This is a genomic window from Pseudomonas sp. LBUM1649 (genome assembly GCF_059716155.1).
Genome location: NZ_CP166807.1, coordinates 1,135,331 through 1,160,055 on the forward strand (window position 1 = coordinate 1,135,331; position 24,725 = coordinate 1,160,055).

Annotated in this window: 22 protein-coding genes; 11 read left to right on the top strand and 11 right to left on the bottom strand. The window is 59.8% G+C overall.

Annotation, left to right across the window (positions count from 1 at the left end; translation table 11 throughout):
- Positions 1-46: 46 nt before the first annotated feature.
- The 6 genes from xerD (at position 47) to ACA058_RS05120 (ending at position 6,795) form a co-directional block, all read left to right on the top strand.
- Entirely contained in the window at positions 47-943 is an 897-nt protein-coding gene (gene xerD / locus ACA058_RS05095) for a site-specific tyrosine recombinase XerD (RefSeq protein ID WP_497638130.1), read from the top strand.
- Positions 944-1,209: 266 nt separating this feature from the next.
- The gene (gene dsbC, locus ACA058_RS05100) at positions 1,210-1,941 is read left to right on the top strand and encodes a bifunctional protein-disulfide isomerase/oxidoreductase DsbC (RefSeq protein WP_008057812.1); all 732 of its coding nucleotides are present in this window, start codon (positions 1,210-1,212) and stop codon (positions 1,939-1,941) included.
- Between the two features lie 124 nt (positions 1,942-2,065).
- Positions 2,066-3,370, top strand: coding sequence for a homoserine dehydrogenase (locus tag ACA058_RS05105; protein ID WP_497638131.1), 1,305 nt, complete (start codon positions 2,066-2,068; stop codon positions 3,368-3,370).
- A gap of 69 nt (positions 3,371-3,439) precedes the next feature.
- Positions 3,440-4,849, top strand: a complete 1,410-nt coding sequence (gene thrC / locus ACA058_RS05110) for a threonine synthase (protein ID WP_497638132.1) — start codon at positions 3,440-3,442, stop codon at positions 4,847-4,849.
- 120 nt (positions 4,850-4,969) lie between these two features.
- Positions 4,970-6,346 carry a transporter substrate-binding domain-containing protein gene (locus tag ACA058_RS05115; RefSeq protein WP_497638133.1) on the top strand — a complete coding sequence of 459 codons (1,377 nt, stop codon included), beginning with the start codon at positions 4,970-4,972 and terminating at the stop codon, positions 6,344-6,346.
- A 161-nt stretch (positions 6,347-6,507) separates the two neighbouring features.
- Entirely contained in the window at positions 6,508-6,795 is a 288-nt protein-coding gene (locus ACA058_RS05120; protein WP_497638134.1) for a DUF3509 domain-containing protein, read from the top strand.
- A gap of 172 nt (positions 6,796-6,967) precedes the next feature.
- Here ACA058_RS05120 and ACA058_RS05125 read toward each other — a convergent pair whose 3' ends face one another.
- Entirely contained in the window at positions 6,968-7,957 is a 990-nt protein-coding gene (locus tag ACA058_RS05125; protein WP_497638135.1) for a TIGR02285 family protein, read from the bottom strand.
- Complete coding sequence (locus ACA058_RS05130; RefSeq protein ID WP_497638136.1) at positions 7,911-9,110, bottom strand: CaiB/BaiF CoA transferase family protein; 1,200 nt, start codon at positions 9,108-9,110, stop codon at positions 7,911-7,913. The genes ACA058_RS05125 and ACA058_RS05130 overlap by 47 nt, the downstream gene beginning before the upstream one ends.
- 147 nt (positions 9,111-9,257) lie before the next feature.
- Here ACA058_RS05130 and ACA058_RS05135 point away from each other — a divergent pair, with 147 nt between their 5' ends.
- The 3 genes from ACA058_RS05135 to ACA058_RS05145 all read left to right on the top strand — a co-directional run bounded on the left by ACA058_RS05135 (position 9,258) and on the right by ACA058_RS05145 (position 12,880).
- Positions 9,258-9,800 (top strand): YaeQ family protein, encoded by a 543-nt coding sequence (locus ACA058_RS05135; protein WP_497638137.1) that lies wholly within the window; start codon positions 9,258-9,260, stop codon positions 9,798-9,800.
- 57 nt (positions 9,801-9,857) lie between these two features.
- Positions 9,858-11,567 carry a single-stranded-DNA-specific exonuclease RecJ gene (gene recJ / locus ACA058_RS05140; protein ID WP_497638138.1) on the top strand — a complete coding sequence of 570 codons (1,710 nt, stop codon included), beginning with the start codon at positions 9,858-9,860 and terminating at the stop codon, positions 11,565-11,567.
- 206 nt (positions 11,568-11,773) lie between these two features.
- Complete coding sequence (locus ACA058_RS05145; RefSeq protein WP_497638139.1) at positions 11,774-12,880, top strand: NADH:flavin oxidoreductase/NADH oxidase; 1,107 nt, start codon at positions 11,774-11,776, stop codon at positions 12,878-12,880.
- Between the two features lie 383 nt (positions 12,881-13,263).
- Here ACA058_RS05145 and ACA058_RS05150 read toward each other — a convergent pair whose 3' ends face one another.
- Positions 13,264-14,289, bottom strand: a complete 1,026-nt coding sequence (locus ACA058_RS05150) for an IS110 family RNA-guided transposase (RefSeq protein WP_497634895.1) — start codon at positions 14,287-14,289, stop codon at positions 13,264-13,266.
- A gap of 551 nt (positions 14,290-14,840) precedes the next feature.
- Between ACA058_RS05150 and ACA058_RS05155 the strand changes: the two genes are divergently transcribed.
- Positions 14,841-16,109: an IS110 family RNA-guided transposase gene (locus ACA058_RS05155; protein WP_497635127.1), complete on the top strand. Its 1,269-nt coding sequence runs from the start codon at positions 14,841-14,843 to the stop codon at positions 16,107-16,109.
- Between the two features lie 522 nt (positions 16,110-16,631).
- Here the strand turns inward: ACA058_RS05155 and ACA058_RS05160 are convergent.
- Positions 16,632-18,257 carry a glucan biosynthesis protein D gene (locus ACA058_RS05160; RefSeq protein WP_497638140.1) on the bottom strand — a complete coding sequence of 542 codons (1,626 nt, stop codon included), beginning with the start codon at positions 18,255-18,257 and terminating at the stop codon, positions 16,632-16,634.
- 412 nt (positions 18,258-18,669) lie between these two features.
- Here ACA058_RS05160 and ACA058_RS05165 point away from each other — a divergent pair, with 412 nt between their 5' ends.
- Positions 18,670-18,855 (top strand): hypothetical protein, encoded by a 186-nt coding sequence (locus ACA058_RS05165; RefSeq protein ID WP_090453315.1) that lies wholly within the window; start codon positions 18,670-18,672, stop codon positions 18,853-18,855.
- Between the two features lie 52 nt (positions 18,856-18,907).
- Here ACA058_RS05165 and ACA058_RS05170 read toward each other — a convergent pair whose 3' ends face one another.
- The 7 genes from ACA058_RS05170 to ACA058_RS05200 all read right to left on the bottom strand — a co-directional run bounded on the left by ACA058_RS05170 (position 18,908) and on the right by ACA058_RS05200 (position 24,724).
- Positions 18,908-19,198, bottom strand: coding sequence for a type II toxin-antitoxin system RelE/ParE family toxin (locus tag ACA058_RS05170; RefSeq protein WP_497638141.1), 291 nt, complete (start codon positions 19,196-19,198; stop codon positions 18,908-18,910).
- Complete coding sequence (locus tag ACA058_RS05175; protein ID WP_274077220.1) at positions 19,176-19,424, bottom strand: CopG family ribbon-helix-helix protein; 249 nt, start codon at positions 19,422-19,424, stop codon at positions 19,176-19,178. The genes ACA058_RS05170 and ACA058_RS05175 overlap by 23 nt, the downstream gene beginning before the upstream one ends.
- Before the next feature lie 203 nt (positions 19,425-19,627).
- Entirely contained in the window at positions 19,628-21,112 is a 1,485-nt protein-coding gene (locus ACA058_RS05180; RefSeq protein ID WP_497638142.1) for an APC family permease, read from the bottom strand.
- Positions 21,113-21,196: 84 nt separating this feature from the next.
- Complete coding sequence (locus ACA058_RS05185) at positions 21,197-21,361, bottom strand: hypothetical protein (RefSeq protein ID WP_497638143.1); 165 nt, start codon at positions 21,359-21,361, stop codon at positions 21,197-21,199.
- A gap of 19 nt (positions 21,362-21,380) precedes the next feature.
- Positions 21,381-22,805: a gamma-aminobutyraldehyde dehydrogenase gene (locus tag ACA058_RS05190; RefSeq protein ID WP_497638144.1), complete on the bottom strand. Its 1,425-nt coding sequence runs from the start codon at positions 22,803-22,805 to the stop codon at positions 21,381-21,383.
- 172 nt (positions 22,806-22,977) lie between these two features.
- Positions 22,978-23,787: an ABC transporter permease gene (locus tag ACA058_RS05195; protein ID WP_248693377.1), complete on the bottom strand. Its 810-nt coding sequence runs from the start codon at positions 23,785-23,787 to the stop codon at positions 22,978-22,980.
- Positions 23,777-24,724 carry an ABC transporter permease gene (locus ACA058_RS05200; protein WP_497638145.1) on the bottom strand — a complete coding sequence of 316 codons (948 nt, stop codon included), beginning with the start codon at positions 24,722-24,724 and terminating at the stop codon, positions 23,777-23,779. The genes ACA058_RS05195 and ACA058_RS05200 overlap by 11 nt, the downstream gene beginning before the upstream one ends.
- Between the last annotated feature and the right edge of the window lies 1 nt (position 24,725).

Genomic DNA, 24,725 nt, shown 5'->3' on the forward strand with positions numbered 1-24,725 from the left:
GCGATTTATCTTCGTTGACCGTGTTGCCGGTCCTGCCTGAGCCTTTATGTCCGCCATTGATCATCCCCTGATAGACCAGTTCCTCGACGCCCTCTGGCTGGAAAAAGGCCTTTCCGACAACACCCGCGATGCCTATCGCAGCGACCTGGCACTGTTCAATGGCTGGCTGCAGGAAAAAGGCCTGGAGCTGAGCAACGCCGGACGCGAATTGATCCTCGATCACCTGGCCTGGCGCCTGGAGCAAAACTACAAGCCCCGTTCAACGGCAAGATTTCTCTCTGGTGTGCGTGGCTTCTATCGCTATTTGCTGCGGGAAAAGTTGATCGCTGTCGATCCGACGTTGCGCATCGATATGCCTCAGCTGGGTAGGCCGTTGCCCAAATCCTTGTCGGAAGCGGATGTGGAAGCGCTGCTGAAAGCACCGGACCTGAGCGAAGCCATCGGCCAGCGCGACCGCGCCATGCTCGAAGTGCTTTACGCCTGCGGCCTGCGGGTGACGGAGCTGATCAGCCTGACACTGGAGCAGGTCAACCTGCGCCAGGGTGTGCTGCGGGTGATGGGCAAGGGCAGCAAGGAGCGCCTGGTGCCGATGGGCGAGGAGGCGATCGTCTGGGTCGAACGCTATCTGCGCGATGGTCGTGGCGAGTTGCTCGGCGGGCGGCCCAGCGATGTGTTGTTCCCCAGCCAGCGCGGCGAACAGATGACCCGCCAGACGTTCTGGCACCGGATCAAGCATCAGGCCAAGGTCGCCGGGATCGGCAAATCGCTGTCACCGCATACCTTGCGCCATGCCTTTGCTACGCACCTGCTTAACCATGGCGCTGATTTGCGGGTGGTGCAGATGCTGCTCGGCCATAGCGATTTGTCGACTACGCAGATTTATACCCACGTTGCGCGGGCGCGTTTGCAAGACCTGCACGCCAAGCACCATCCTCGAGGCTGATACAGTCGCAGAACGGGGAATGCTGACCTGTGGTGAGGGGATTTATCCCCGTTGGGTTGCGCAGCAGTCCCATTTGGGGGGCTGCTGCGCAACCCAGCGGGGATAAATCCCCTCGCCACAATAATGAGAGTTGTCTTGCGACAGGTGCATTCGGCCACACGAGCCTTATGTGGTAGGCTTTGCCGGTTTGCACGATGGGCGTTTATGACCCGGTGTTTCGGCACGGGCGTTCTGAGCGTCCCATTTGTCCGCCTTCAGGAGTTCTCATGCGTCTGACCCAGATTTTCGCCGCCGCCGCCATTGCGTTGGTCAGCACCTTTGCCGTCGCCGATGACGCGGCCGATAAAGCCATTCGTAAAAGCCTGGAAAACCTCCAGCTCGAAGTTCCGGTAGAAAGCATCTCCGCCAGCCCTCTGCCAGGTCTATATGAAGTCAAGCTTCAAGGCAGTCGTGTGCTCTACGCCAGCGCCGACGGCCAGTACGTGGTCCAGGGCTATATGTTCCAGCTAAAGGACGGCAAACCGGTCAATCTGACCGAGAAGACCGAGCGCCTGGGCGTTTCCAAACTGGTCAACGCAATCCCTGTCGCCGAAACCGTGGTGTACCCTGCCATCGGCGAAACCAAGTCGCACATCACCGTGTTCACTGACACCACCTGCCCGTACTGCCACAAACTGCACGCCGAAGTGCCTGAGCTGAACAAGCGCGGCATCGAAGTGCGTTATGTTGCGTTCCCGCGCCAGGGCCTGGGTTCGCCGGGTGACGAGCAACTGCAGGCGGTCTGGTGCTCGAAAGACAAGAAAGCGGCCATGGACAAGATGGTCGACGGCAAGGAAATCAAGGCCGCCAAGTGCGATAACCCGGTGTCCAAGCAGTTCGCCCTCGGCCAGTCGATTGGCGTGAACGGCACGCCGGCCATCGTTTTGGCGGACGGTCAGGTCATTCCGGGCTACCAGCCGGCGCCACAAGTCGCCAAACTGGCGCTGAGTGCCAAGTAATTCGCGTCGTTCATTGACGAGCGTGGTCCGGCGGCAGTTCCAGCCGGGCCATCAATAGAGAGCCGCGAGTATGCGGCTGTTTTCACGGCCGGCCTCGAGTCGGCCGTTTTATGGGGAGTTCACAGTGAAACCGGTCAAAGTAGGCATCTGTGGGTTAGGGACCGTCGGTGGCGGTACCTTCAACGTACTTCAGCGCAACGCCGAGGAAATTGCTCGTCGTGCCGGGCGTGGAATCGAAGTGGCACAAATTGCCATGCGCACGCCAAAGCCTCAGTTCCAAACGACCGGTATTGCGATTACCACCGATGTCTTCGAAGTGGCCACGAACCCTGAGATCGACATCGTCATAGAGCTGATGGGCGGCTACACCGTTGCCCGCGAGCTGGTACTCAAGGCCATCGAGAATGGCAAGCATGTGGTCACCGCGAACAAGGCGCTGATCGCCGTTCACGGTAATGAAATTTTCGCCAAGGCACGCGAGAAGGGCGTGATCGTTGCGTTCGAAGCGGCCGTGGCCGGCGGCATTCCGGTGATCAAGGCGATCCGTGAAGGCCTGTCCGCCAACCGCATCAACTGGGTGGCCGGCATCATCAACGGCACCGGCAACTTCATTCTCACCGAGATGCGCGAGAAAGGCCGCACCTTCGAAGACGTGTTGGTCGAAGCGCAAGCCCTGGGCTACGCCGAAGCCGACCCGACCTTCGACGTTGAAGGCATCGATGCGGCGCACAAGCTGACGATCCTGGCGTCCATTGCCTTCGGCATTCCGCTGCAGTTCGACAAGGCCTACACCGAAGGCATCACCAAGCTGACCACCGCTGACGTGAACTACGCCGAAGCGCTGGGTTACCGCATCAAGCACCTGGGCGTGGCGCGCAGCACCGCGGCAGGTATCGAACTGCGCGTGCACCCGACGCTGATCCCGGCCGATCGCCTGATCGCCAACGTCAACGGCGTGATGAACGCGGTAATGGTCAACGGCGACGCCGCCGGTTCGACGTTGTTCTACGGAGCAGGTGCCGGCATGGAGCCGACTGCTTCGTCGGTGATTGCCGACCTGGTAGACGTTGTTCGCGCCATGACCTCGGACCCGGAAAACCGCGTACCGCACCTGGCCTTCCAGCCGGATTCGCTGTCGGCGCACCCGATCCTGCCGATCGATGCCTGCGAAAGCGCGTACTACCTGCGGATCCAGGCCAAGGATCATCCGGGCGTCCTGGCCCAGGTGGCCAGCATCCTGTCCGAGCGTGGCATCAACATCGAGTCGATCATGCAGAAGGAAGCCGAGGAGCACGATGGCCTGGTACCGATGATCCTGCTGACCCACCGTGTGGTGGAGCAGCGCATCAACGATGCGATCGCCGCTTTGGAAGCCTTGGCGGGTGTGGTCGGTCCGGTTGTACGGATCCGTGTCGAGCACCTGAACTAAGCCGATATCGTTTGCCGGGCCCCGTAACAGGCGCCCGGCATTGCGAACACTGTCCCAATGGAGTCAGTCATGCGTTACATCAGTACCCGCGGCCAGGCACCGGCCCTGAATTTCGAAGACGTCCTGCTGGCAGGCCTTGCCACCGACGGCGGTCTGTACGTCCCGGAAAACCTGCCACGTTTCACTCAGGAAGAAATCGCTTCCTGGGCCGGCCTGCCGTATCACGAGCTGGCGTTTCGCGTTATGCGACCGTTCGTTACCGGCAGCATTCCGGATGCCGATTTCAAAAAGATCCTTGAAGAAACCTACGGCGTGTTCGCCCACAGCGCCGTCGCGCCGCTGCGTCAGCTGAACGGCAACGAATGGGTGCTGGAGCTGTTCCACGGCCCGACCCTGGCGTTCAAGGACTTCGCCCTGCAACTGCTCGGTCGCCTGCTCGACTACGTGCTGGAAAAGCGCGGCGAGCGCGTGGTGATCGTCGGCGCCACCTCCGGTGATACTGGCTCGGCCGCCATCGAAGGCTGCAAGCACTGCGAAAACGTCGACATCTTCATCCTGCACCCGCACAACCGTGTCTCCGAAGTGCAGCGTCGGCAGATGACCACCATTTTCGGTGAGAACATCCACAACATTGCCATTGAAGGCAACTTCGATGACTGCCAGGAAATGGTCAAGGCGAGCTTCGCCGACCAGGGCTTCCTCAAGGGCACACGCCTGGTGGCGGTAAACTCGATCAACTGGGCGCGGATCATGGCCCAGATCGTCTACTACTTCCACGCGGCCCTGCAGCTGGGCGGTCCGGCGCGCTCGGTGGCGTTCTCGGTGCCAACCGGTAACTTCGGCGACATCTTCGCCGGCTACCTGGCACGCAACATGGGCCTGCCGATCAACCAGTTGATCGTCGCCACCAACCGCAATGACATCCTGCACCGCTTCATGAGCGGCAACCAGTACGTCAAGGAAACCCTGCACGCGACCCTGTCGCCGTCGATGGACATCATGGTGTCCTCGAACTTCGAACGCCTGTTGTTTGACCTGCACGGTCGTAACGGCTTGGCGATTGCCGGTCTGATGGACAGCTTCAAGCAGGGCGGCGGTTTCAGCGTCGAGCAGGAGCGCTGGACGCAAGCGCGCAAACTGTTCGACTCGCTGGCCGTGGACGATGCGCAAACCTGCGAAACCATCGCCGAGGTCTTTGAACAGACTGGTGAAGTACTGGACCCGCACACCGCGATCGGCGTCAAGGCGGCACGGGAATGCCGTCGCAGCCTGGATATCCCGATGGTCATCCTGGGCACGGCCCATCCGGTCAAATTCCCGGACGCCGTGGAAAAAGCCGGTGTAGGAAAAGCCCTTGAGCTCCCTGCACATCTTGCTGATTTGTTCGAAAGAGACGAGCGCTGCACCGTATTGCCGAATGACCTCAAGGCCGTGCAGGCCTTTGTCAGTCAGCATGGCAACCGCGGTAAGCCTTTGTAACAGGCAAACCTTGTCACACAAGAAAGCCCGTCTCCTGACGGGCTTTCTTGTTTGTGCATGCCACACTTGTCAGTAGGAGTTGCCCATGGAAACGGGCGAACTGACACCAAGGATGTGGCAATGCCGGTTTACAGACGATCAAGGCCAGCGGCTTGCTGGCTGCTTTTGCTCAGTACGCTGGGCGCTGTACTGGGCGTTGCACTGGGCGTCATGGCTCAGTGGGCAATGGCCGCGGCTGATCCGGTTCGTGAACCGGCAAAGGCGCTGGCCGGTGTCCGGATCGCACTGGATGCCAAGGAATTGAAATGGATTGCCGAGCATCCGCCAGTCAAGGTGGCGTCGCTGGAGTACCCGCGGTACCTGTTCAAGAATGAGCATGGTCAGTGGAGCGGCCTTAACAGGGATATGCTCGATCGTATCAGCGCCATGACCGGTTTGCGCTTTGTCCATGTCGAGTCGTTCTCCACTGAGCATATGCTTGAAAGCCTGGAGCGCGCAGAGGCGGACATGAGCACTACGCTGGCAATGAATGACGAGCGCAAGGTGTTCCTGGATTTCAGCCATTCCTTTGGCGGCTCTGGCTGGGTGTTTGTCGGGCGGGCCGGGGCACCGCAGGTCGAGTCTCTGCAGCAGTTGGCCAAACGCGTGTTGGTACTGCCGACCCGACATGCGCTGGAGGCGGTGATTCGTCGTGACCACCCCTCCATCGAGCTGCGTTCGGTCAAGACCTACGCTGAAGCCCGCGCGCTGGTGGAAAGCGGTGAGGCCCATGCGACCATCGACAGCGAAACAGGCGCACGACTCTTTCCCTCCGGCCAGCTTCAGGTCGGGCAAGTCGTGGAAGGCCAGTGGGACCCGGACTACCTGACGGTGCGCAAAGGTCAATCGCAGCTGTTGAGCATCCTCAACAAGGCCCTTGAGGCTTTTCCTCCCGCTGATTTACGCGCCCTGCGCTCGAAGTGGCTCAATGGCGCTACCCCGGCCCCGACAGCCTGGCAACGATTTGCCCCATGGGCTGGCTGGGGCCTGTTGGCCGCCAGCCTGTTCGGTTTGCTGTCGCTACTCTGGAGCCGCCGCCTGGCGGTGTTGGTCCGGCAACGGCAGGAGGCCGAACAGCACCTGGGCGATCAACTCGCCTTCCAGCACGCGTTGATCGACGCCATGCCCGATCCGCTGTTCGTGCGTGATCTTCAGGGGCGCTTGATCCTGTGCAACAAGCGTTATGAGGAGAGCCTGTCGACCCGTTTCGAGCGGATCCAGGGGCGGCAGTTGATCGAGCTCGACCTGCTGCCCAAAGAGACCGCCGAATTGTTGCATGATGAGTTCATGGCTCAGTTGGGCACGCGTAAACCGCGCTTCTGCGAGCGGCAATTGCTGTTCAATACAGGCCCCAGGGCTATCTACCAGTGGACGGTACCGTTCTATGGTGCGGACGGCCAACTGCGAGGGTTGCTGGGCGGCTGGAGCGATATCCGTCGGCGAACCGGACAGGCGTGAGGCTGTTGTTTTTTCCCTGTCATCTTCGCCGTGCATGCTCTATCGACCGGGGGCGCAGGCTCACCTGCTCTCGGTCTTCAGAACTTTCTATTCGGGCCAGCGGTCATTTACTGTACACACGCCCCAGGCACTTTGTTTTCGGACTATTGAGTGGTGATCGGATGGAAAGTATCAGTCTCTTGCTCGGTGAGGCTCTGAGCCCGTACCAGGTGACGTTGACCCCGTCAGGCATGCTTGGCGAATGCCGGGTGACATTGAAGGATGCAATCGGCGCCATCGTGGTCGATCGCGCGTTCAATCAGTCGCAGTTGACCGACAGGCGCCAGCTGACGGATGTCGTCGACGGCTTGCACCGCGACGTGCTGATTGCTGAAGGACGCCTGGAACCCTGTGTGATCGCGGCGTTGCGCAATGCGGCACAGGACAAACTGCTGGCCAGCCGAAACTGAATTGTCTTTTGTGGGAACCTTCCTGCATCCGGATCAGTCAGACCTATTAACAGCAGGATCAAGCATTGTGCTCCGGTGCTTGTCGCTTGCTGTTACTGGTCTTTGAAAAAAGACCACGTTTAACCCCGAGTCGTCTCCCCACTTCTCGGGGTTTCTTTTTGCCCGGCAATCGTCAATAGCCGTTCTGATGCTCGAAAAATTCCCGGGCCGCTTGCAGGTAGTCGCTGCGACTTTGCGGGTCGAGCCACCCGGCGTACGCCTTGCTCAACTGCTCTGGGGGCAGGGCACGCAACAGTTGGTTGATCTCGATGATCGCCTGGCGACCCTGGGGCGTATTGGTGCAGCCGATGTAGCCGGAGAGGTATTTGCCGGTTCCACGAATCGGATAGAACTGCAGTTCCTCTTCAGCGATCCCTTGTTGCTGGGCCTGATAGCGAATTTCCGGACGATAGCCCAAGAGCAATTGCAGGCGTCCCAGGCGTTGCATTTGCAACAGGCTGCCCAAGGCGTCGTTGCCGTAATGAAGCGTCAGCACCTTGCCCGGCGCCTGTTTGAGCAAGGCGTCGAGAAATTCGCCATAGTTGCGTTCGGCAACAATGCCCAGCGTCACAGTGCCGGTGGCCAACAGGGCGGCCAAGTCCACCTCTCCATCCTTGAGGAACGGCGTCAGTACCTCCCGATCGTTGCGCCGCACTGCCAGGCCATTGCTCATGGCGCGAAAGACCGGCAGGGAAAATGCGATCCAGCTTTCGCGCTCCTTGCTCCAGTTCAACGCCGCATCGCAGGTGAGGGATGGTTCGTGAAGCATCTGCAAGCCACGGGCACGATTGACCTTCATCACGCTGTGCCGGTACTGGGGCATGCCGGCGATCAACTGCTGGAGCAATTGATCGATGACCCCCCGGCCTTTTTCCGGACCGTCGAAAATGAACAGCGGCGGTAGATCGCGTTTCAGCCAGACCAGGGTTCCCTTGGGCTGCGCCGACACCGGCGAGGCCAGCGCGACGATCAGGACCAGGCTCGCCAACGCGCCCAGGCGCCGCCCGGCCAACAACAGTCGCCGCCCGTCCAGCAACAGGCACGGCTTGATGAGTCGCGCAAACAGACGCTTGAGCTCAGATGGCTCCGTCTTTGCGCAGCTGTGTGATCTGCGACGCGTCATAGCCAAGTTCCTGGAGTACCTGGGCGTTGTGCTCACCCAGTTGCGGCCCGACCCATGCACAATCACCGGGTGTCTCTGAGAGTTTCGGCACGATCCCTGGCATCTTGAAGTCCCTGCCATCGGGCAGCTTGGCCTGCAGGAACATTTCCCGAGCGAGGTACTGAGGATCGCTGAACATGTCTTCGGCGCTGAAGATCCGGCTGGCCGGTACGTCGGCCTGATTCAAGCGCTCGATGACGGTATCCAGGGACAACGAATTGACCCAGCGATCAATGACCCCGTAAATTTCGTCGCGACGGCTGTCTCGGCCGTCATTGCTGGCCAGCAGCGGATCGTTGGCCAGGTCTTCCCGGCCAATGACCAGCATGAAACGCTTGAAGATCGCATCGCCATTGGCGCCGATCTGCACATGTTTGCCATCGGCGCTGGTGTGGATCGAGGAGGGCGTGATGCCCGGCATGATGTTGCCGGTGCGTTCGCGGATGAAGCCGAACACGTCGAACTCCGGCACCATGCTTTCCATCATGGCGAAGATCGCCTCGTACAGCGCCACGTCCACCACTTGCCCCTCACCGCCATTGACCTCGCGGTGACGCAGGGCCATCAGGGCACCGATTACGCCCCACAGCGCGGCAATCGAGTCACCGATGGAAATCCCGGTACGCACCGGTGGCCGGTCCTCGAACCCGGTGATGTAGCGCAGGCCGCCCATGGATTCACCGACAGCGCCAAACCCGGGCTGATCCTTCATCGGGCCGGTCTGGCCGAAGCCCGAGAGCCGCACCATGACCAGCTTTGGATTCAAGGCATGCAGGACTTCCCAGCCCAGGCCAAGCTTTTCCAGCACCCCGGGGCGGAAGTTCTCGATCAGGATGTCCGCTTCACTGAGCAGTTTCTTCAGAATCGCCAGGCCGTCTGGATGCTTCAGGTTCAGCGTCAGCGATTTTTTATTGCGTGCCTGAACGAACCACCACAGCGAGGTGCCCTCGTACAATTTTCGCCATTTGCGCAATGGATCGCCACCGTCCGGCGATTCGACCTTGACCACATCGGCACCGAATTCAGCGCAAATGCGCGAGGCAAACGGGCCGGCGATCAAAGTACCCAGTTCGATGACTTTCAGACCTGAGAGCGGTTTGGCAGAGGACGGCATGCGGGTTCCTGTTGGACAAAGGTTGGGCGAGAACAGAGTTTTAACATAGCCGATTGTCAGGCGCCCAAGGTAGATCGCCTTCTATTCGTTGATTGGTGGCTGCATCGGTTAGACTTGCCGCCTTTCCACGTATCAAGAAGCCCGTTCATGGCCCAGCCGTCCACGACCTACAAGTTTGAACTGAACCTCACCGACCTCGATCGCAGTGTCTACGAGTCCGTCAAGCAGACCATCGCCCGCCACCCTTCGGAAACCGAAGAGCGCATGACCGTGCGCCTGTTGGCCTACGCCCTCTGGTACAACGAGCAGCTGTCGTTTGGCCGTGGCCTGTCGGACGTGGATGAGCCAGCTTTGTGGGAAAAGAGCCTGGATGACCGTGTCCTGCACTGGATCGAAGTCGGCCAGCCGGACTCCGATCGCCTGACCTGGTGCTCGCGCCGCACCGAGCGCACCAGCCTGCTGGCCTACGGCAGCCTGCGCGTCTGGGAAGGCAAGGTGATCCCGGCGATCAAGAACCTGAAAAACGTCAACATCGCAGCGGTACCTCAGGAAGTCCTGGAAACCCTGGCCAAAGACATGCCCCGGGTTATCAAGTGGGACGTGATGATCAGCGAAGGGACGATTTTCGTCACCGACGACCGCGGCCAGCATGAAGTCCAGTTGCAGTGGCTGTTGGGCGAACGCGGCTGATCAGTCGCTGCCTCACCGGTTTTATCCTACGTATTGAAGAGAAGCCTCTGTCACCCCATGCGCATCGAACCTCGCCTGCTGCCCGACACCCTGCCATTTCTCGGTGATATTCCACCGCTGCTGACCCGGCTGTACGCAGCGCGGGGCGTGCAATCCGAAGCCGAACTGGACAAAAGCCTGGCGCGCCTGATTCCGTTCCAGCAGCTCAAGGGCATCGAGGCGGCGGTGGATTTGCTGGTGACCGCGCTCGAACAGCGCCAGCGGATCCTGATCGTTGGCGACTTCGATGCCGATGGCGCGACAGCCAGTACCGTGGGCACATTGGGCTTGCGCCTGTTGGGTGCGGCGCACGTCGACTATCTGGTGCCCAACCGATTTGACTACGGCTACGGCCTGACCCCGGAAATCGTCGCGGTGGCGCTGGAGCGTCAGCCTCAGTTGCTGATTACCGTGGACAACGGCATTTCCAGTGTCGAAGGCGTGGCCGCGGCGAAAAAGGCCGGGCTCAACGTGTTGGTCACCGACCACCATTTGCCGGGCGATGAACTGCCGCTGGCCGATGCCATCGTCAATCCGAACCAGCCCGGTTGCACGTTCCCGAGCAAGGCACTGGCCGGCGTCGGGGTGATTTTCTATGTGTTGATGGCCTTGCGCGCGCGTTTGCGCGAACTCGGCTGGTACACCAGCAAGCCGCAGCCGAACATCGGCGAATTGCTCGATCTGGTGGCGCTGGGCAGCGTGGCCGACGTGGTGCCGCTGGATGCCAATAACCGGATCCTGGTGCATCAGGGCCTGGAACGGATACGCGCCGGACGTGCCCGGCCGGGGATCAAGGCGATTCTCGAAGTGGCCAAGCGTGATCATGCGCGCATCACCTCCACCGACCTGGGGTTTATCGTCGGCCCACGCCTCAACGCCGCCGGGCGACTGGATGACATGAGCCTGGGCATCGAATGCCTGCTGACCGAAGACGTTGCGCTGGCGCGGGAGATGGCGGCGCAATTGGACGGGATGAACCAGGACCGTAAATCCATCGAGCAGGGCATGCAGCGTGAAGCGCTGGCCCAGCTCAAGGATTTGCCGGTGGAATCGATGCCATTTGGTTTGTGCCTGTTCGATCCCGAGTGGCACCAGGGTGTCATCGGCATCCTCGCGTCGCGCATGAAAGAGCGTTATTTCCGTCCGACCATCGCCTTTGCCGATGCCGGCGACGGGTTGCTCAAGGGCTCGGGGCGTTCGGTCCAGGGCTTTCATATCCGCGACGCCCTGAGCGTGGTGGCGGCGCAGCATCCGAACCTGATCACCAAGTACGGCGGCCATGCCATGGCCGCTGGCCTGACGCTGCCGGAGGCGAATTTTCCATTGTTCGCCCAGGCTTTTGATGCCGAGGTGCGTCGTCAATTGCGCGACGAAGACCTGACAGGGCGTTTGCTGTCGGACGGGGTTTTGGCTGTCGAAGAATTCCACCTCGAACTGGCCCGTGCGCTACGCCACGCCGGGCCTTGGGGCCAGCACTTCCCGGAGCCGCTGTTCCATGGGGTGTTCCAGTTGGTCGAGCAGCGCGTCGTCGGCGAACGGCACCTCAAGGTGGTGCTCAGGAGCGAGTGCGGTTCGGTCAAGCTTGACGGCATTGCCTTCGGGATCGACCGTGAGGTCTGGCCGAACCCGACCATCAAGTGGGTGGAATTGGCTTACAAACTCGACGTCAACGAGTTTCGTGGCAATGAGACCGTGCAGTTGATGATTGCCCACATCGAACCGCGTTGAACCCGATAGCGATCTCCCTGACACCGAATTCATCAGAACCCTCCACCATCCCTAGATGTCGACTAGGCTCTAAACACTGCTTGATTATCCTTGTGACGTCTTGTCAATTTTTTGCCCGCGGGGGCGGGTGCTGCATCCTTTTCCTGTCACTCGTCGACTATTCAAACAGAACCCTGGAGCCTGCCCACTGATTTGAGAGGTGCCCCATGAGTCTGCTGCTTGAACCCTACACCCTTCGTCAATTGACCCTGCTCAACCGCATCGCGGTGTCGCCAATGTGCCAGTATTCGAGTGTCGATGGCCTGGCCAATGACTGGCACCTGGTCCACCTCGGCAGCCGCGCTGTCGGCGGCGCAGGACTGGTATTTACCGAAGCCACGGCGGTCACGGCCGACGGGCGTATCACCGACCAGGATCTTGGCCTGTGGAACGATGAACAGATCGAACCCTTGCAACGCATCACTCGCTTCATAGCGGCTCAGGGCGCCATCGCCGGCATCCAGCTGGCCCACGCGGGGCGCAAGGCCAGTACCTATCGCCCATGGCTCGGCAAGCATGGCAGCGTAAAGATCGACGAGGGCGGCTGGCAGCCGGTCGGCCCGTCACCGATCGCCTTTGATCCGCAGCACACACAACCCAAGCAGCTCGACGAAGGCGAGATCGCTGACGTCATTCAGGCCTTTGTCGACGCCGCGCAGCGCGCGCTCACGGCCGGTTTCAAGGTGGTCGAAGTGCACGCGGCCCATGGCTATCTGCTGCACCAGTTTCTTTCGCCCCTGAGTAATCAGCGGCGTGATCAGTATGGTGGCTCCTTCGAAAACCGCATTCGCCTGGTGTTGCAGGTCACCGAAGCGGTGCGGGCGGTGTGGCCGGAAGAATTGCCGCTGTTCGTGCGGGTGTCCGCCACCGACTGGGTGGAGGATGGCTGGAATCCGGATGAAACCGTCGAGCTGGCGCGACGCCTGAAAGACCTGGGCGTGGACCTGATCGACGTTTCGTCAGGCGGCACGGCCGTCAACGCGGAAATCCCGACTGGCCCGGGTTATCAGACCCGGTTCGCCGAACGTGTGCGCAAGGAGTCAGGCATCGCCACCGGCACTGTAGGAATGATCACCGAGCCCGCACAGGCTGAGCATATCCTGCGCACCTGTCAGGCCGACATCATCTTCCTCGCTCGTGAGCTGTTGCGTGATCCATATTGGGCGCTGCATGCCGACGATGACCTGGGTGGGCGCAAAGCCATATGGCCAGCGCAGTATCACCGCGCAACCCACCGTGAACAGCCTGTTCATGAGTCGGATTTGCGTGATTGAGTGAGGCTGCAAAGCAAAAAGCCCCGGTCGATGACCGTAATGCTGTTCACTTTGGGTTGAATGGCTCCAGGTGCGTATTTGGTTTGGGTGTGTATCTATTCCTGCGGTAACGGCCACCTATGGTTTCGCTTTTACATCTATGGTTACCCCCTTTTCTGCAATACTGTTTTTGATGAGTGGTTGGCTTGCTTTCATCTATCCGGCGTCTGAGTGGGGGTGTAGCCCCGCGCCTCGATGAGAATCGATGCCCGACGATCCTTATTAGCGAGACGGCCTTTCAGCCGTGTAAAAGCCCAGGGTTGTCGTCAGGCCGGTTGGCCGTTCACGTCATCAGTTATCCAGCATCGCAAAACCAGGTGGGTGATGCTCGGGTGACAGCAGGGTCAGGCGTTCATCGCGCTTGGCCCTGCATCGAATTCAGTGTGGTGTGCCGCAATCGCCCAGGCGATCCTCGCCAGCTTGTTGGCCAGCGCGCAAACCACATGGTTGGAGTGATGGTGGGCCAATAGCTGCCGGACCCAGTCCGCCAGCCAGCCTTTCTGGCGGTCCAGATACCTCACGTAAACGCGGGCACACTGGACAAGCAGGCGTCGCTGGTTGCGATCGCCGCGCTTGCTGATGCCCAGCAGTACGGTTTTGCCGCCCGTGGAATGCTGCTTGGGCACCAGCCCGATCGAGGCTGAATAGTCTCGGCCGCATTTGAACTGTTTGCCATCGCCCAATTCGGCAGCCAGGACGGTGGAGGTGATCGGACCGACACACGGCATGGTCATCAAACGAGTCGCCAGATCATCTTCAGCGGCCTGGCACTCCACATCCTTGTCCAGCGATTTGATCTCCTCGTCCAAATGCTTGAAGTGTTGATACAGCCTCGTCAGAGTGTTTTTGAAGGGCTGAGCCATTGAGCTCGCTTCAAGCAGCGCCGAAAGAGATCGAATCGATTTGAGGCTCGGGGCCAGGCTGACGCCGACCTCCAGAAGAGCGGCGTGAATACGATTGACGGCCGCAGTGCGGTCCTTGATGAACGCATCACGTGTCGAGTTGAGCATGGCCAGCGCTTGCTGGGCTTGGTTTTTGACCGGCACAAAGCGCATCGTTGGGCGAGTAGCGGCCTCGCAAATCGCTTCGGCATCAGCGAAGTCGTTTTTGTTGCTTTTCACGTAAGGGCGCACGAGATGAGGGGCAATGAGCTTGGGTATATGCCCAAGCTTGGCCACCTCCTGTGCCATGAAATGGGCGCCACCACAGGCTTCCATCACGACGGTGCAGGGTTGGAGATTCATCAGGTACTGCATGAGTGCCGACCGGGTGAATTTTTTGCGGCAAACTTCATGACCACGATCATCCTGCGCATGCAGGTGAAAAGTGTGTTTTCCCAAATCGATGGCGGCGATAGATATTTCGTTCATGGCAACAGTCTCCGGTGAGCCCCCTGCGAAAGCTTAGTGGGCGATCGCAGGGGGCGGCGGGGGTAGCCATTTCATTAGCGAGTCACTTGGAAAAGCCTGTAGGAGCGAGCATGCTCGCGATGGAGGTCAACGATGACGCGGGGAGCCTGACACCCCGTGGTTCTCTCAGGTTTTTCGTGAGCAGGCTCGCTCCTACAGGGCCCGCCGCGCTGGGCCATCCTTGGCCCAGCGCGGGTAAACCGGCATCCATGCCGGTTTACCCACTGCGCAGAACCGGAACGAAGCCTCTCGATATAGGTTGTCCGTTCCTTTCCTCTTCCATACTTCGGTGTCTGGAAGTCAGTTTTAATCAAGGGAAGGAGCATGCACCTGTGGGCTACGAATATGCCTCTCAAGCACGCGATGATTACCTCCTCACCTTCGAGCCCACAGGTGCGCTTGCGCCCTCTAACGAATACTCAGGGAAAGCCCGACACGGCTCTCTATATCGCTTTCGCTGGACGTAAGCATGCATGTTCCTGCATGTACTTTAGCGCCTGTGGAGGTTGTTGATGCAAACGCTCCTGTCTCAGAAATTCACTGCTTATGTCGGAATAGATTGGGCAGATACCAAGCATGACGTGTGTTTGCAGGTCGCGGGGGAAACCCGGCGGCACTTCTCTGTCATCGACCACACACCCCAATCGATTGATCGTTGGGCGAAATCGTTGTTTGAGCGCTACGGCGCTCCGATCGCGATTGCTCTTGAGCTCAACAAGGGCCCGTTGGTGGCGGCCCTGCAAAAGTACGAGTTCTTTTGCCTGTTTCCAATCAATCCGAGCACCTTGGCCAAACACCGTAAAACCTTTGTCCGCAGCGGTGCCAAGGATGATCCGACCGATGCTCAATGGGCGCTTGAGTTGTTGCTCACCTATCCCCAACGGTTTGCGCAGCTGATGCCGCAAAGCCCGGCCATGCGTATTTTGGCCAGCCTGACAGAACATCGACGTGCACTGGTTGATGAGCGAGTGAAGGTCAGCAACCGCTTGATCTGTACGCTCAAACAGTATTATCCATTGGCCCTGGAGCTGTTTAGCAGTCATGACACCGTGGTGTTCTGTGACTTTCTGATGCGCTGGCCCACGCTTGAGCACATCAAGCGTTCTCGCCAGAGTACTTTTCTCAAGTTCTTTAATGAGCACAACGCTCGTCACGCTCAACTCAATCAAACGCGCTGGGAAATCATCACCCAAGCGATGCCTTTGACACAGGACCCGGGGGTAATACGTCCTTCGCAGTTGTACGCAACAGCCTTGGCGTCGCAACTTAAAGGGCTCCTTTCCACCATCAAGGATTTTGATCGCGAGATCGAAGAAACGGCCAGCACCTTGGCCGATTACCCGATCTTTAAGGCACTCCCTGGCGCCGGCCAACATCTTGCGCCGCGCCTGATGGTGGCTTTTGGTGAACAGCGTGATCGATTTAGCGACGCCAATGCGATGCAGCGATATGCCGGAATCGCACCCGTTACCGAGCGTAGCGGAAAGAAGAAAGTCGTGTATTGGCGCTACCAATGCTCAACCTTCTTGCGTCAGACCTTTGTCGAATGGGCCGCTCACAGCATCACTCAATCAACGTGGGCCGAGGCTTATTATCGGCAGCAGCGGGCTAAAGGCTGCTCATACCAGGCGACCCTGAGAGCACTTGCTTTCAAGTGGATCAGAATCGTCTATCGCTGCTGGAAAAACGGCACCGTCTATGACGAAATGGCTTACTTGCAGGCTTTAACGCGGCGCGGATCAACGTTGGTAGAGGCGCCGATGGAGGTAGTCACAGGTTGACGGACAGGCTCAGGGCGTGAGGTGGCAAGAAAATCAAAAGCCAAAGCAACGCGAGGCGGCCCTATAGCCGACCTGATTGCAGGTCTGTCCGCGATCCCATTGTAGGAGCGAGCCGGCTCCGGGCGGCGTTCCGACGATGAACGTCCAGACAACGCGTTCATCCAGACAGGGCGCGTTATCGTTGACGTCCATCGCGAGCAAGCATCGCTCCTACAGGGAAACGTGTTCACTTGAAATCAGGTCGGCTGTCCGGCCGCCTCGCTTTGGCTTTAGATTTGGGGGCCCCGTTAAACCACGATGGCCGGAGTGAGGGCATGCCGAGCCACAGCGAGGCACCAAGTGGTGGGGCAAAGCCTTTTGGTTCCTTTTTGGCGTTTGTTTGAAAAATGGACTCGCCGTAAGGGCGAAACCCTAAGTGGCCGTAACCGCAGCAATGGATATCTCCCCAATCCAGTTCTTAAATACAACCCCATGCTTAAGTGAACAGCATTGCGGTCGATGACCGGGGCTTTGTTTTTTCCGTCAGGTGTATTTGCGCTTGTCCGGTGCCGGCGGGAAGTATTGGTATAACCAGGTTTCACTCAGCGTCCGGTCATTGGTGCGGATGAACAGGCGCAGCTCTACCGGCTCGACACTGTCGTTGGTCGGGTACCAGTCAAAGGTGATGCGGTAGCCCTTGATGTCATCGAGCACCAGCACGTTGAAGTCCTTGACCTGGCCGTTCGAACAGGTGACCACCGGCTCTATCCCGGTGCCTACAGGCAAGCGATCCAGGCCACCACCGGTGAAGTCCACTGCGAAGCGACGGGCCCAGACCTCCGGGTAATGCTCGCCCGGCGCCCAGCCTTCGGTGAAACCACCCATGCCCGAACGGGTCGCGTTGACCCGTGCCAGCGGCGTGCCGACAGGCGGCAGGGCGCTCCAGTAGAGTCTGTAGCCGTAGTTCAGCGAGTCGCCGGCCGCGACCGGTTTTTTCGGGGTCCAGAAGGCAACGATGTTATCGAGGGTCTCGCCAGTGGTAGGAATTTCCAGCAGATCGATAGAGCCCTCGCCCCACGCCGTCGTCGGTTCGACCCACAGGCTAGGGCGTCGGCTGTACCAATCGACGGTGTCCTGATAGCTGGCGAACTCGTGATCGGTCTGCACCAGGCCGAAACCTTTCGGGTCCTTGTCGGTGAAGGCGTTGAATTGCAGGGTGGCCGGATTGTTCAGCGGGCGGCAGATCCACTCACCGTTGCCACGCCACATCGCCAGGCGATCGGAGTCGTGGATCTGCGGGTGAATGGTGTCGCACATGCGGCGCTCGTGGGTGCCGCAGCTGAACATGCTGGTCATCGGCGCGATGCCCAGTTGTTCGATGGCGGTGCGGGCGTTGACATGGGCGTCGACCTCCATCACCACGCGCTCGGCCTGGCAATCGATGTCAAAACGGTAGGCGCCAGTGGCGCTCGGCGAGTCGAGCAGGGCGTAGACCACGAAGCGCGTGCTGTCCTTGTCTGGCGTCTCGAACCAGAACTTGGTGAAGTCGGGGAATTCTTCGCGCTTCTTCGCATAGGTGTCGATTGCCAGGCCGCGGGCCGACAAGCCGTACTGGCCGCTGGCGTCTACCGCGCGGAAGTAACTGGCGCCGAGGAAAGACACCACGTCGTGTTTGTCCAGTTCCGGCGCCTTGAACAGCTTGAACCCGGAAAAGCCCAGGTCGCCCTTGAGCTGCTGGGTATCGACTGAAGTATTTTCATAGTTGAACAACGAGGGGCGGAAATGTACTTCGCGGGCCATGTGGGTCTTGGGATCGACGCTGTACATGCGCACCGGCTGGCGGAAACCCATGCCGACATGGAAAAACTGCACATCCAGCTGACCATTCAAGTCATTCCACAACGAATGTTTGCCGTCATAGCGGATCGCGTTGAAATTCTGCGGAGTCATGGTCGCCAGGGTGGGCGGCAGCACCTGCTTGGTATCCTGGTAGCGGTTGCTGGCCAGTTGCTTGGCCTGGACCTTCAGCGCTTCGAAGTCGAACGCCTGGGCCTCGCCATCCGCCGTGCCATTGCTTGCCCAGGCATGGGCAGCGAGCAGGCCGGTGGCCGACAAACCGGTGTAGGCCGCGATGGCCATGGAGGCTTTGAGCAAATTCCTGCGATGCATAAGTAAAACCTGTCGTGAACGATCCCGCGCCGTTCCTGGCACTGCTGGATCAAAAATATCGGTTCGGACATGCCTTCGGCCAAACGCAACTGACTTTAAACAGATAACGAATAGCTTAAACCGTTCGGTTGTGCAGAAAAAATGATTGATGGCGTGACGATGGCGCGGCAATGAAACAAGACATGTCGGTTAACGTTTCCGACAGCGGGTTCTGATTTATAGGGCATTTCTGCTTTTTTCGACTAATTACTCTAAAAAGCGCTTTTCAGCGCCCGGATAGTTTCTATTCTATGGGCATGACCGGTTTCTGCCCTTCGGGCCGGTGGCTTCAGTGGGCACAGGGTGGCCGCTGAAAAGGGGTAGGGCGATGCGGTTTCTGAAGTTTTCTTTGACGTAGAGAAGGGCATCGTCCATGTCGAAAGTACAAGGCATCACCGAAATCCTGGGAATCTTTCCGTGCCTATCTACTGGCCGGCGAAGACGTCGGCTAAATAGCGAGGAGATGAAGTTGGTGGAGCGCTATCGGGAGTTGTCGGAGAGTGACCGCATTGCGATGCGTTATCTGGTGGATGCGATGCGCAGTGTTTCGCGGTTTTGAAGAAATGGAACGTTCAGTCGCGGCAATCCTGTCGCGGCTGGATGTTCTCCCTTTACCAATCCTGAGAACGTTCCGAACGCTGATGCAGCACCCTCAACACCTGTATCTGGCCATTGGCAAATCGATACGGGACAATGAAGGGATAACGGCCAAGTACTAACTCTCGTACATCAGGCATGACAGAAGGCCTGCCTGAGCCGGGAAACTGTTCCAACTGCCGGAAACACTGCAGGATGGTTGAAATGATTTCGATGGCAGTACTCGCGCCCAGGACCTCTCGGTAATGTTCATGGATGGCGTCCAGGTCGCTATCAGCTTTCTCAGTCAGTACTACGCTCGGCACGTTTTGCCCACTTAGCCTTCACGGCGTCCAGATCGGTCAGTTTTCCAGCATCGGCATCGGCTATGCCGTCGCTTATGGCTTGCAGATGCCATGACTCGGCTTCTACATATCGAACCAATGCACGCTTGAGGTGGTACTGACGGTCGCGGTCGGTGGCAGCCGCTAGCTGATCCAGTTGTTGGGCCAAAAGTTCTTCGACACGAAAAGACAAAACGGGCGAAGCCATGGTGGCTCTCCTAAAGGTGTATACGTTGTAAACGACGTAAACACCCTAGGCTTTGCTGCGACTATCGTCAACCACTACCACGTGCGTGGTAGGGAAACTCTAGCTGGGGATACATCCGCGGGATGCCAGGAACTGTTTCGAAATGCTTGCCTGCTGAAGGCGCTTGGTGACCCCGGTGCCTATTGGCACCGGGGCAGTTTCCATTAGCGACTAACGTTCCACGCATCCCCCGCAGGCGCCTTACCGTGGTCATACGGCTTGGCAATCCACATGTAGAGCAACCCCAGGCCGATGACGATGGCGGTACTCAGGACCATGGCGTAGTTGATGTACCACGCAGCATCCGGGGTCCGTGGCCAGGCCATGTTGATGATCGCGCCGACGCCATAGACCAGCGCGCCGATGTTCACCGCCCAACCCCAGGCGCCGAGGGTGAATTTGCCGCTGGGTTTCCAGCCCTTCAGGCGTGCATACAGGGCCGCGAGCACGATCATCTGGAAGGCCAGGTAGATACCGATGGCGGCGAAGCTGACGATGGTGGCGACCGCATCCTGCAGGAAGAAGCCGAGGATGATGATCAGCGCTGGCAGGACGCCGGACACGAACAGCGCCGCAACCGGAACCTGGGTTGTAGGAGAGATTTTTTTCAGCAGTCGGCTGCCGATGACCATTTCGTCCCGAGCGTAGGAGTACAGCAGGCGACTCGCCGCCGCTTGCAGGCTGATGACGCAGGAGATGAAGGAAATCATCACCACGCCCATTACCATCTTCGAGCCCACCGGGCCGAAAGCGTTGTTGAGGATGGTGCCGACCGGGTCCTTGTCAGTGCCATCGATCACCGCTTGCATGTCCGGCACGGCGAGGATCAGCGCCAGGCAGGCGAACATCGCCGCAACGCCGCCGATGTAGATGGTCATGCGCATGGCCACCGGGATCTGCTTGCTCGGGTTCGGGGTTTCTTCGGCCACGTCGCCACAAGCCTCGAAGCCGTAGTACAGGAACATCCCCGCCAGCGATGCAGTGAGAAAGGCCGGCAGGTACGAGCCGTTGACGCTGATGTCGAAAGTGTTGAACAGCACACTGATCGACTGATGGCGCTCGAAGATCAGCAGGTAAGCGCCGACGATCACCGCACCCACCAGTTCGCAGAGGAAGCCGAACATTGCAATGCGCGCCAGCACCTTGGTGCCGCTGAGGTTGACCAGGGTGGCGAACAGCGTCAGCACCAGGGCAATGACGATGTTGGTGTTGTTGCTCGGTTCAAAACCGAGCATGGCGGCCAGGTACGGGCCGGCGCCGACGGCTACGGCGGCAATGGTTACGCACAGGGCAATGGAGTAGATCCAGCCGACCATCCACGCCCAGCGTTTGCCCACCAGGCGACGCGCCCAAGGGTATACGCCACCGGAAATCGGGAACTGCGAAACCACTTCACCAAAGATCAGGCACACCAGCAACTGGCCGCAACCGACCAACAGGTAGGCCCAGAACATCGGCGGCCCACCAGCGGCGAGGCACAGGCCGAAGAGGGTATAAACCCCTACGACCGGCGAGAGATAGGTGAAGCCCAGGGCGAAGTTTTCCCACAGGCTCATGCTGCGATTGAAGTTGGAGGTGTAACCCAGTTTTCGCAGTTGCTCGGCGTCGCTGTCGACAACGGCGGCAGAGAGATCGGGTGATACAGTCATGTGTGTTTGCTCCGGAAAATCGGCAGATTTCGGATGTCCGTTACCGTGGCGGGGCCGTGGAGGCGCTGCCCGGATCGGTGGTTATTATTGTGTTTGCCTTGAAACCTGGTGATGCGTAATGCCGGTTTCGACCTTGAAACCGAGGTGACGCCATCGCTGTACTGTAGGAGCGAGCATGCTCGCGAGAAACTTGAGGGCGCCGTGGGGCGTCAGGTTTCCCGCGTCATCGTTGACCTCCATCGCGAGCATGCTCGCTCCTACAAGGGGGTTAGTGCTTGAACATCACATGCCGCACAACGGTGTAATCCTCCAGCCCATACATCGACATGTCCTTGCCATACCCGGACAATTTCTGCCCGCCATGGGGCATTTCGCTGACCAGCATGAAGTGCGTGTTCACCCAGGTGCAGCCGTACTGCAAGCGCGCCGCCAGGCGATGGGCGCGGCCGACGTCGGCGGTCCACACCGACGACGCCAGGCCGTAGTCCGAATCGTTGGCCCAGCCCAGCACCTGCGCTTCATCGCTGAATTTGGTCACCGACACCACCGGTCCGAACACTTCGCGGCGGACGATCTCGTCGTCCTGCTGGGCGTCGGCCAGCACCGTCGGTTCGAAGAAGAAGCCATTGCCCGGGGCGGCCTTGCCCCCGGTGACCAGACGAATGTGCGGCTGCGCCACGGCGCGCTCGACAAACCCGGCCACGCGGTCGCGGTGTTGCGCGGTGATCAGCGGGCCGAGCTCGGTCGATGGATCGTCTTGCAAGCCGTACTTGATGCTGCTCACCGCCGCGCCGAGTTTCTCCACGAACTTGTCGTAGATGCCTTCCTGGGCATAGATGCGGCAGGCGGCGGTGCAGTCTTGCCCGGCGTTGTAGAAACCGAAGGTGCGGATCCCGTCGACGGCCGCGTCGATGTCGGCATCGTCGAAGATGATCACCGGGGCCTTGCCGCCCAGCTCCATGTGCATGCGTTTGACGCTGTCGGCGGTGCTGGAAATGATGTTCGAGCCGGTGGCGATCGAACCGGTCAGCGACACCATGCGCACTTTCGGGTGGGTGACCAACGGGCTACCGACCGTAGGACCGCGGCCGAATACCAGGTTGAGCACGCCGGCCGGGAAGATTTCCGACGCCAGTTGTGCCAGGCGCAAGGCGGTCAACGGCGTTTGTTCCGACGGCTTGAGCACCACGGTATTACCGGCGGCCAGGGCCGGGGCGATTTTCCAGGCGACCATCATCAGCGGGTAGTTCCACGGCGCGATGGAGGCGATCACCCCCACTGGGTCGCGGCGGATCATCGAGGTGTGGCCGGGCAGGTATTCGCCACCGGCCGAGCCGCTCATGCAACGGCTGGCACCGGCGAAGAACCGGAACACGTCGGCAATCGCCGGGATCTCGTCGTTGAGCGCGGCGCTGTAGGGCTTGCCACAGTTGTCCGATTCCAGCTTGGCCAGTTCTTCGCCGTGGGCTTCGATGGCGTCGGCGAGTTTGAGCAGCAGCAGCGAACGTTCTTTGGGTGGGGTGTGCGACCAGCTGTCGAACGCGGCATCGGCGGCACGCACGGCGGCATCGACCTGGGCTTCGCTGGCTTCGTTGATTTCCACCAGCACGCGGCCCAGCGCCGGGTTGAACACCGGTTGGGCGGGGCCTTCGCCGGTGAGCAGTTGGCCGTTGATCAAGAGTTGGGTTTGCATGGCATTGTCCTCTTCAGAACTGTTGTTATTTCCCCTGAATAAACCAGATCTCTGTCGGAGCAAGGCTTGCCCGCGATGAGGCCATCACATTCAACATTGATGGCGGCTGACACACCGCCTTCGCGGGCAAGCCTTGCTCCTACAGGATTCGGTTCCATCAGTGGTTATTCGGTTACTTCCCGCCGCTACCCGCCACGCTCTCACCACCACGGGTCAGGTAGTAGGCGCCGAGGATCGGCAGCATGGTCACCATCATCACCAGCATCGCCACGACGTTGGTCACCGGCACGTCCCGTGGGCGGCTGAGCTGGTTGAGCAGCCACAGCGGCAGGGTGCGTTCGTGGCCGGCGGTGAAGGTGGTGACGATGATTTCGTCGAACGACAGCGCGAACGCCAGCATGCCGCCGGCCAGCAGCGCCGAGCCGAGGTTGGGCAGGATGATGTAGCGAAAGGTCTGCCAGCCATCGGCGCCGAGGTCCATCGAGGCTTCGATCAAACTGTGGGAGGTGCGGCGCAAGCGGGCGATGACGTTGTTGTAGACGATCACCACGCAGAAGGTTGCATGGCCGACGATGATGGTGAACATCCCCGGCTCGATGCCCAGCGTCTTGAAGGTCGCCAGCAGCGCGATCCCGGTGATGATGCCCGGCAGGGCGATCGGCAGGATCAGCATCAGCGAGATGCCTTGCTTGCCGAAGAAGTCCCGTCGGTACAACGCCGCCGACGCCAGTGTGCCGAGGACCATGGCGATCAGCGTGGCAATCGAGGCGATCTGCAGCGACAGCTTGATCGCTTCCAGTACGTCAGGCCGCGAGAACGCCACGCCGATCCACTTCAGGGTGAAGCCCTTGGGCGGGAAACTGAACGCCGCGTCTTCGGTGTTGAAGGCATACAGGAAGATAATCAGGATCGGGAAGTGCAGGAACACCAACCCGCCCCAGGCTGCGATTCGCAGGCCAATGGAAGCTTTCTCAGAGTGCATCGAAGGCCCCCAGTCGTTTGACGATGGACAGGTAAATGGCGATCAGCACGATCGGCACCAGGGTGAATGCGGCAGCCATCGGCATGTTGCCGATCGCACCTTGCTGGGCGTAGACCATGCTGCCGACGAAATAGCCCGGCGGGCCCACCAGTTGCGGCACGATGAAGTCGCCCAGGGTCAGCGAAAACGTGAAGATGGAACCTGCGGCAATCCCCGGAATCGACAGCGGCAAAATCACTTGCGTGAAGGTCTGGCGCGGTTTCGCACCGAGGTCGGCGGACGCTTGCAGCAGCGACGGAGGCAGGCGCTCCAGCGACGCCTGGATCGGCAGAATCATGAACGGCAGCCAGATGTAGACGAACACCATGAAGCGTCCCAGGTGCGAGGTCGACAAGGTACTGCCACCGACACCGGGAATCCCCAGTACGAACTGCAACAGCGGCTCCAGCCCAAGGTGCTGGACGAACCACTGCGCCACGCCACCCTTGGCCAGCAGCAGCGTCCAGGCATAGGCCTTGACGATGTAACTGGCCCACATCGGCATCATTACCGCGATATAGAAAAATGCCTTGGTCTTGCCGGTGGTGTAGCGCGCCATGTAATAGGCAATCGGGAAGGCGACGATGGCGCTGGCGATCGAAACCACGATGGCCATGCTCAGGGTGCGCAGGATGATGTCGAAGTTCGAGGGCTGGAACAGCGCGGCGAAGTTCGCCAGGGTCAGGTCGGGGGTGACCGCCATGGTGAAATCATCGAAGGTGTAGAAGCCTTGCCACAGCAACGTCAGCAACGAACCCAGGTAGATGGCGCCGAACCACAGCAACGGTGGCACCAGCAGCATCGACAGGTACAGGTTCGGCCGGCGATACAACAGATTGGAAAACCTGCGCAACGGCGAGCCGCCCGACGAGGTTTGAGAAACAGCCAGGGTGCTCATG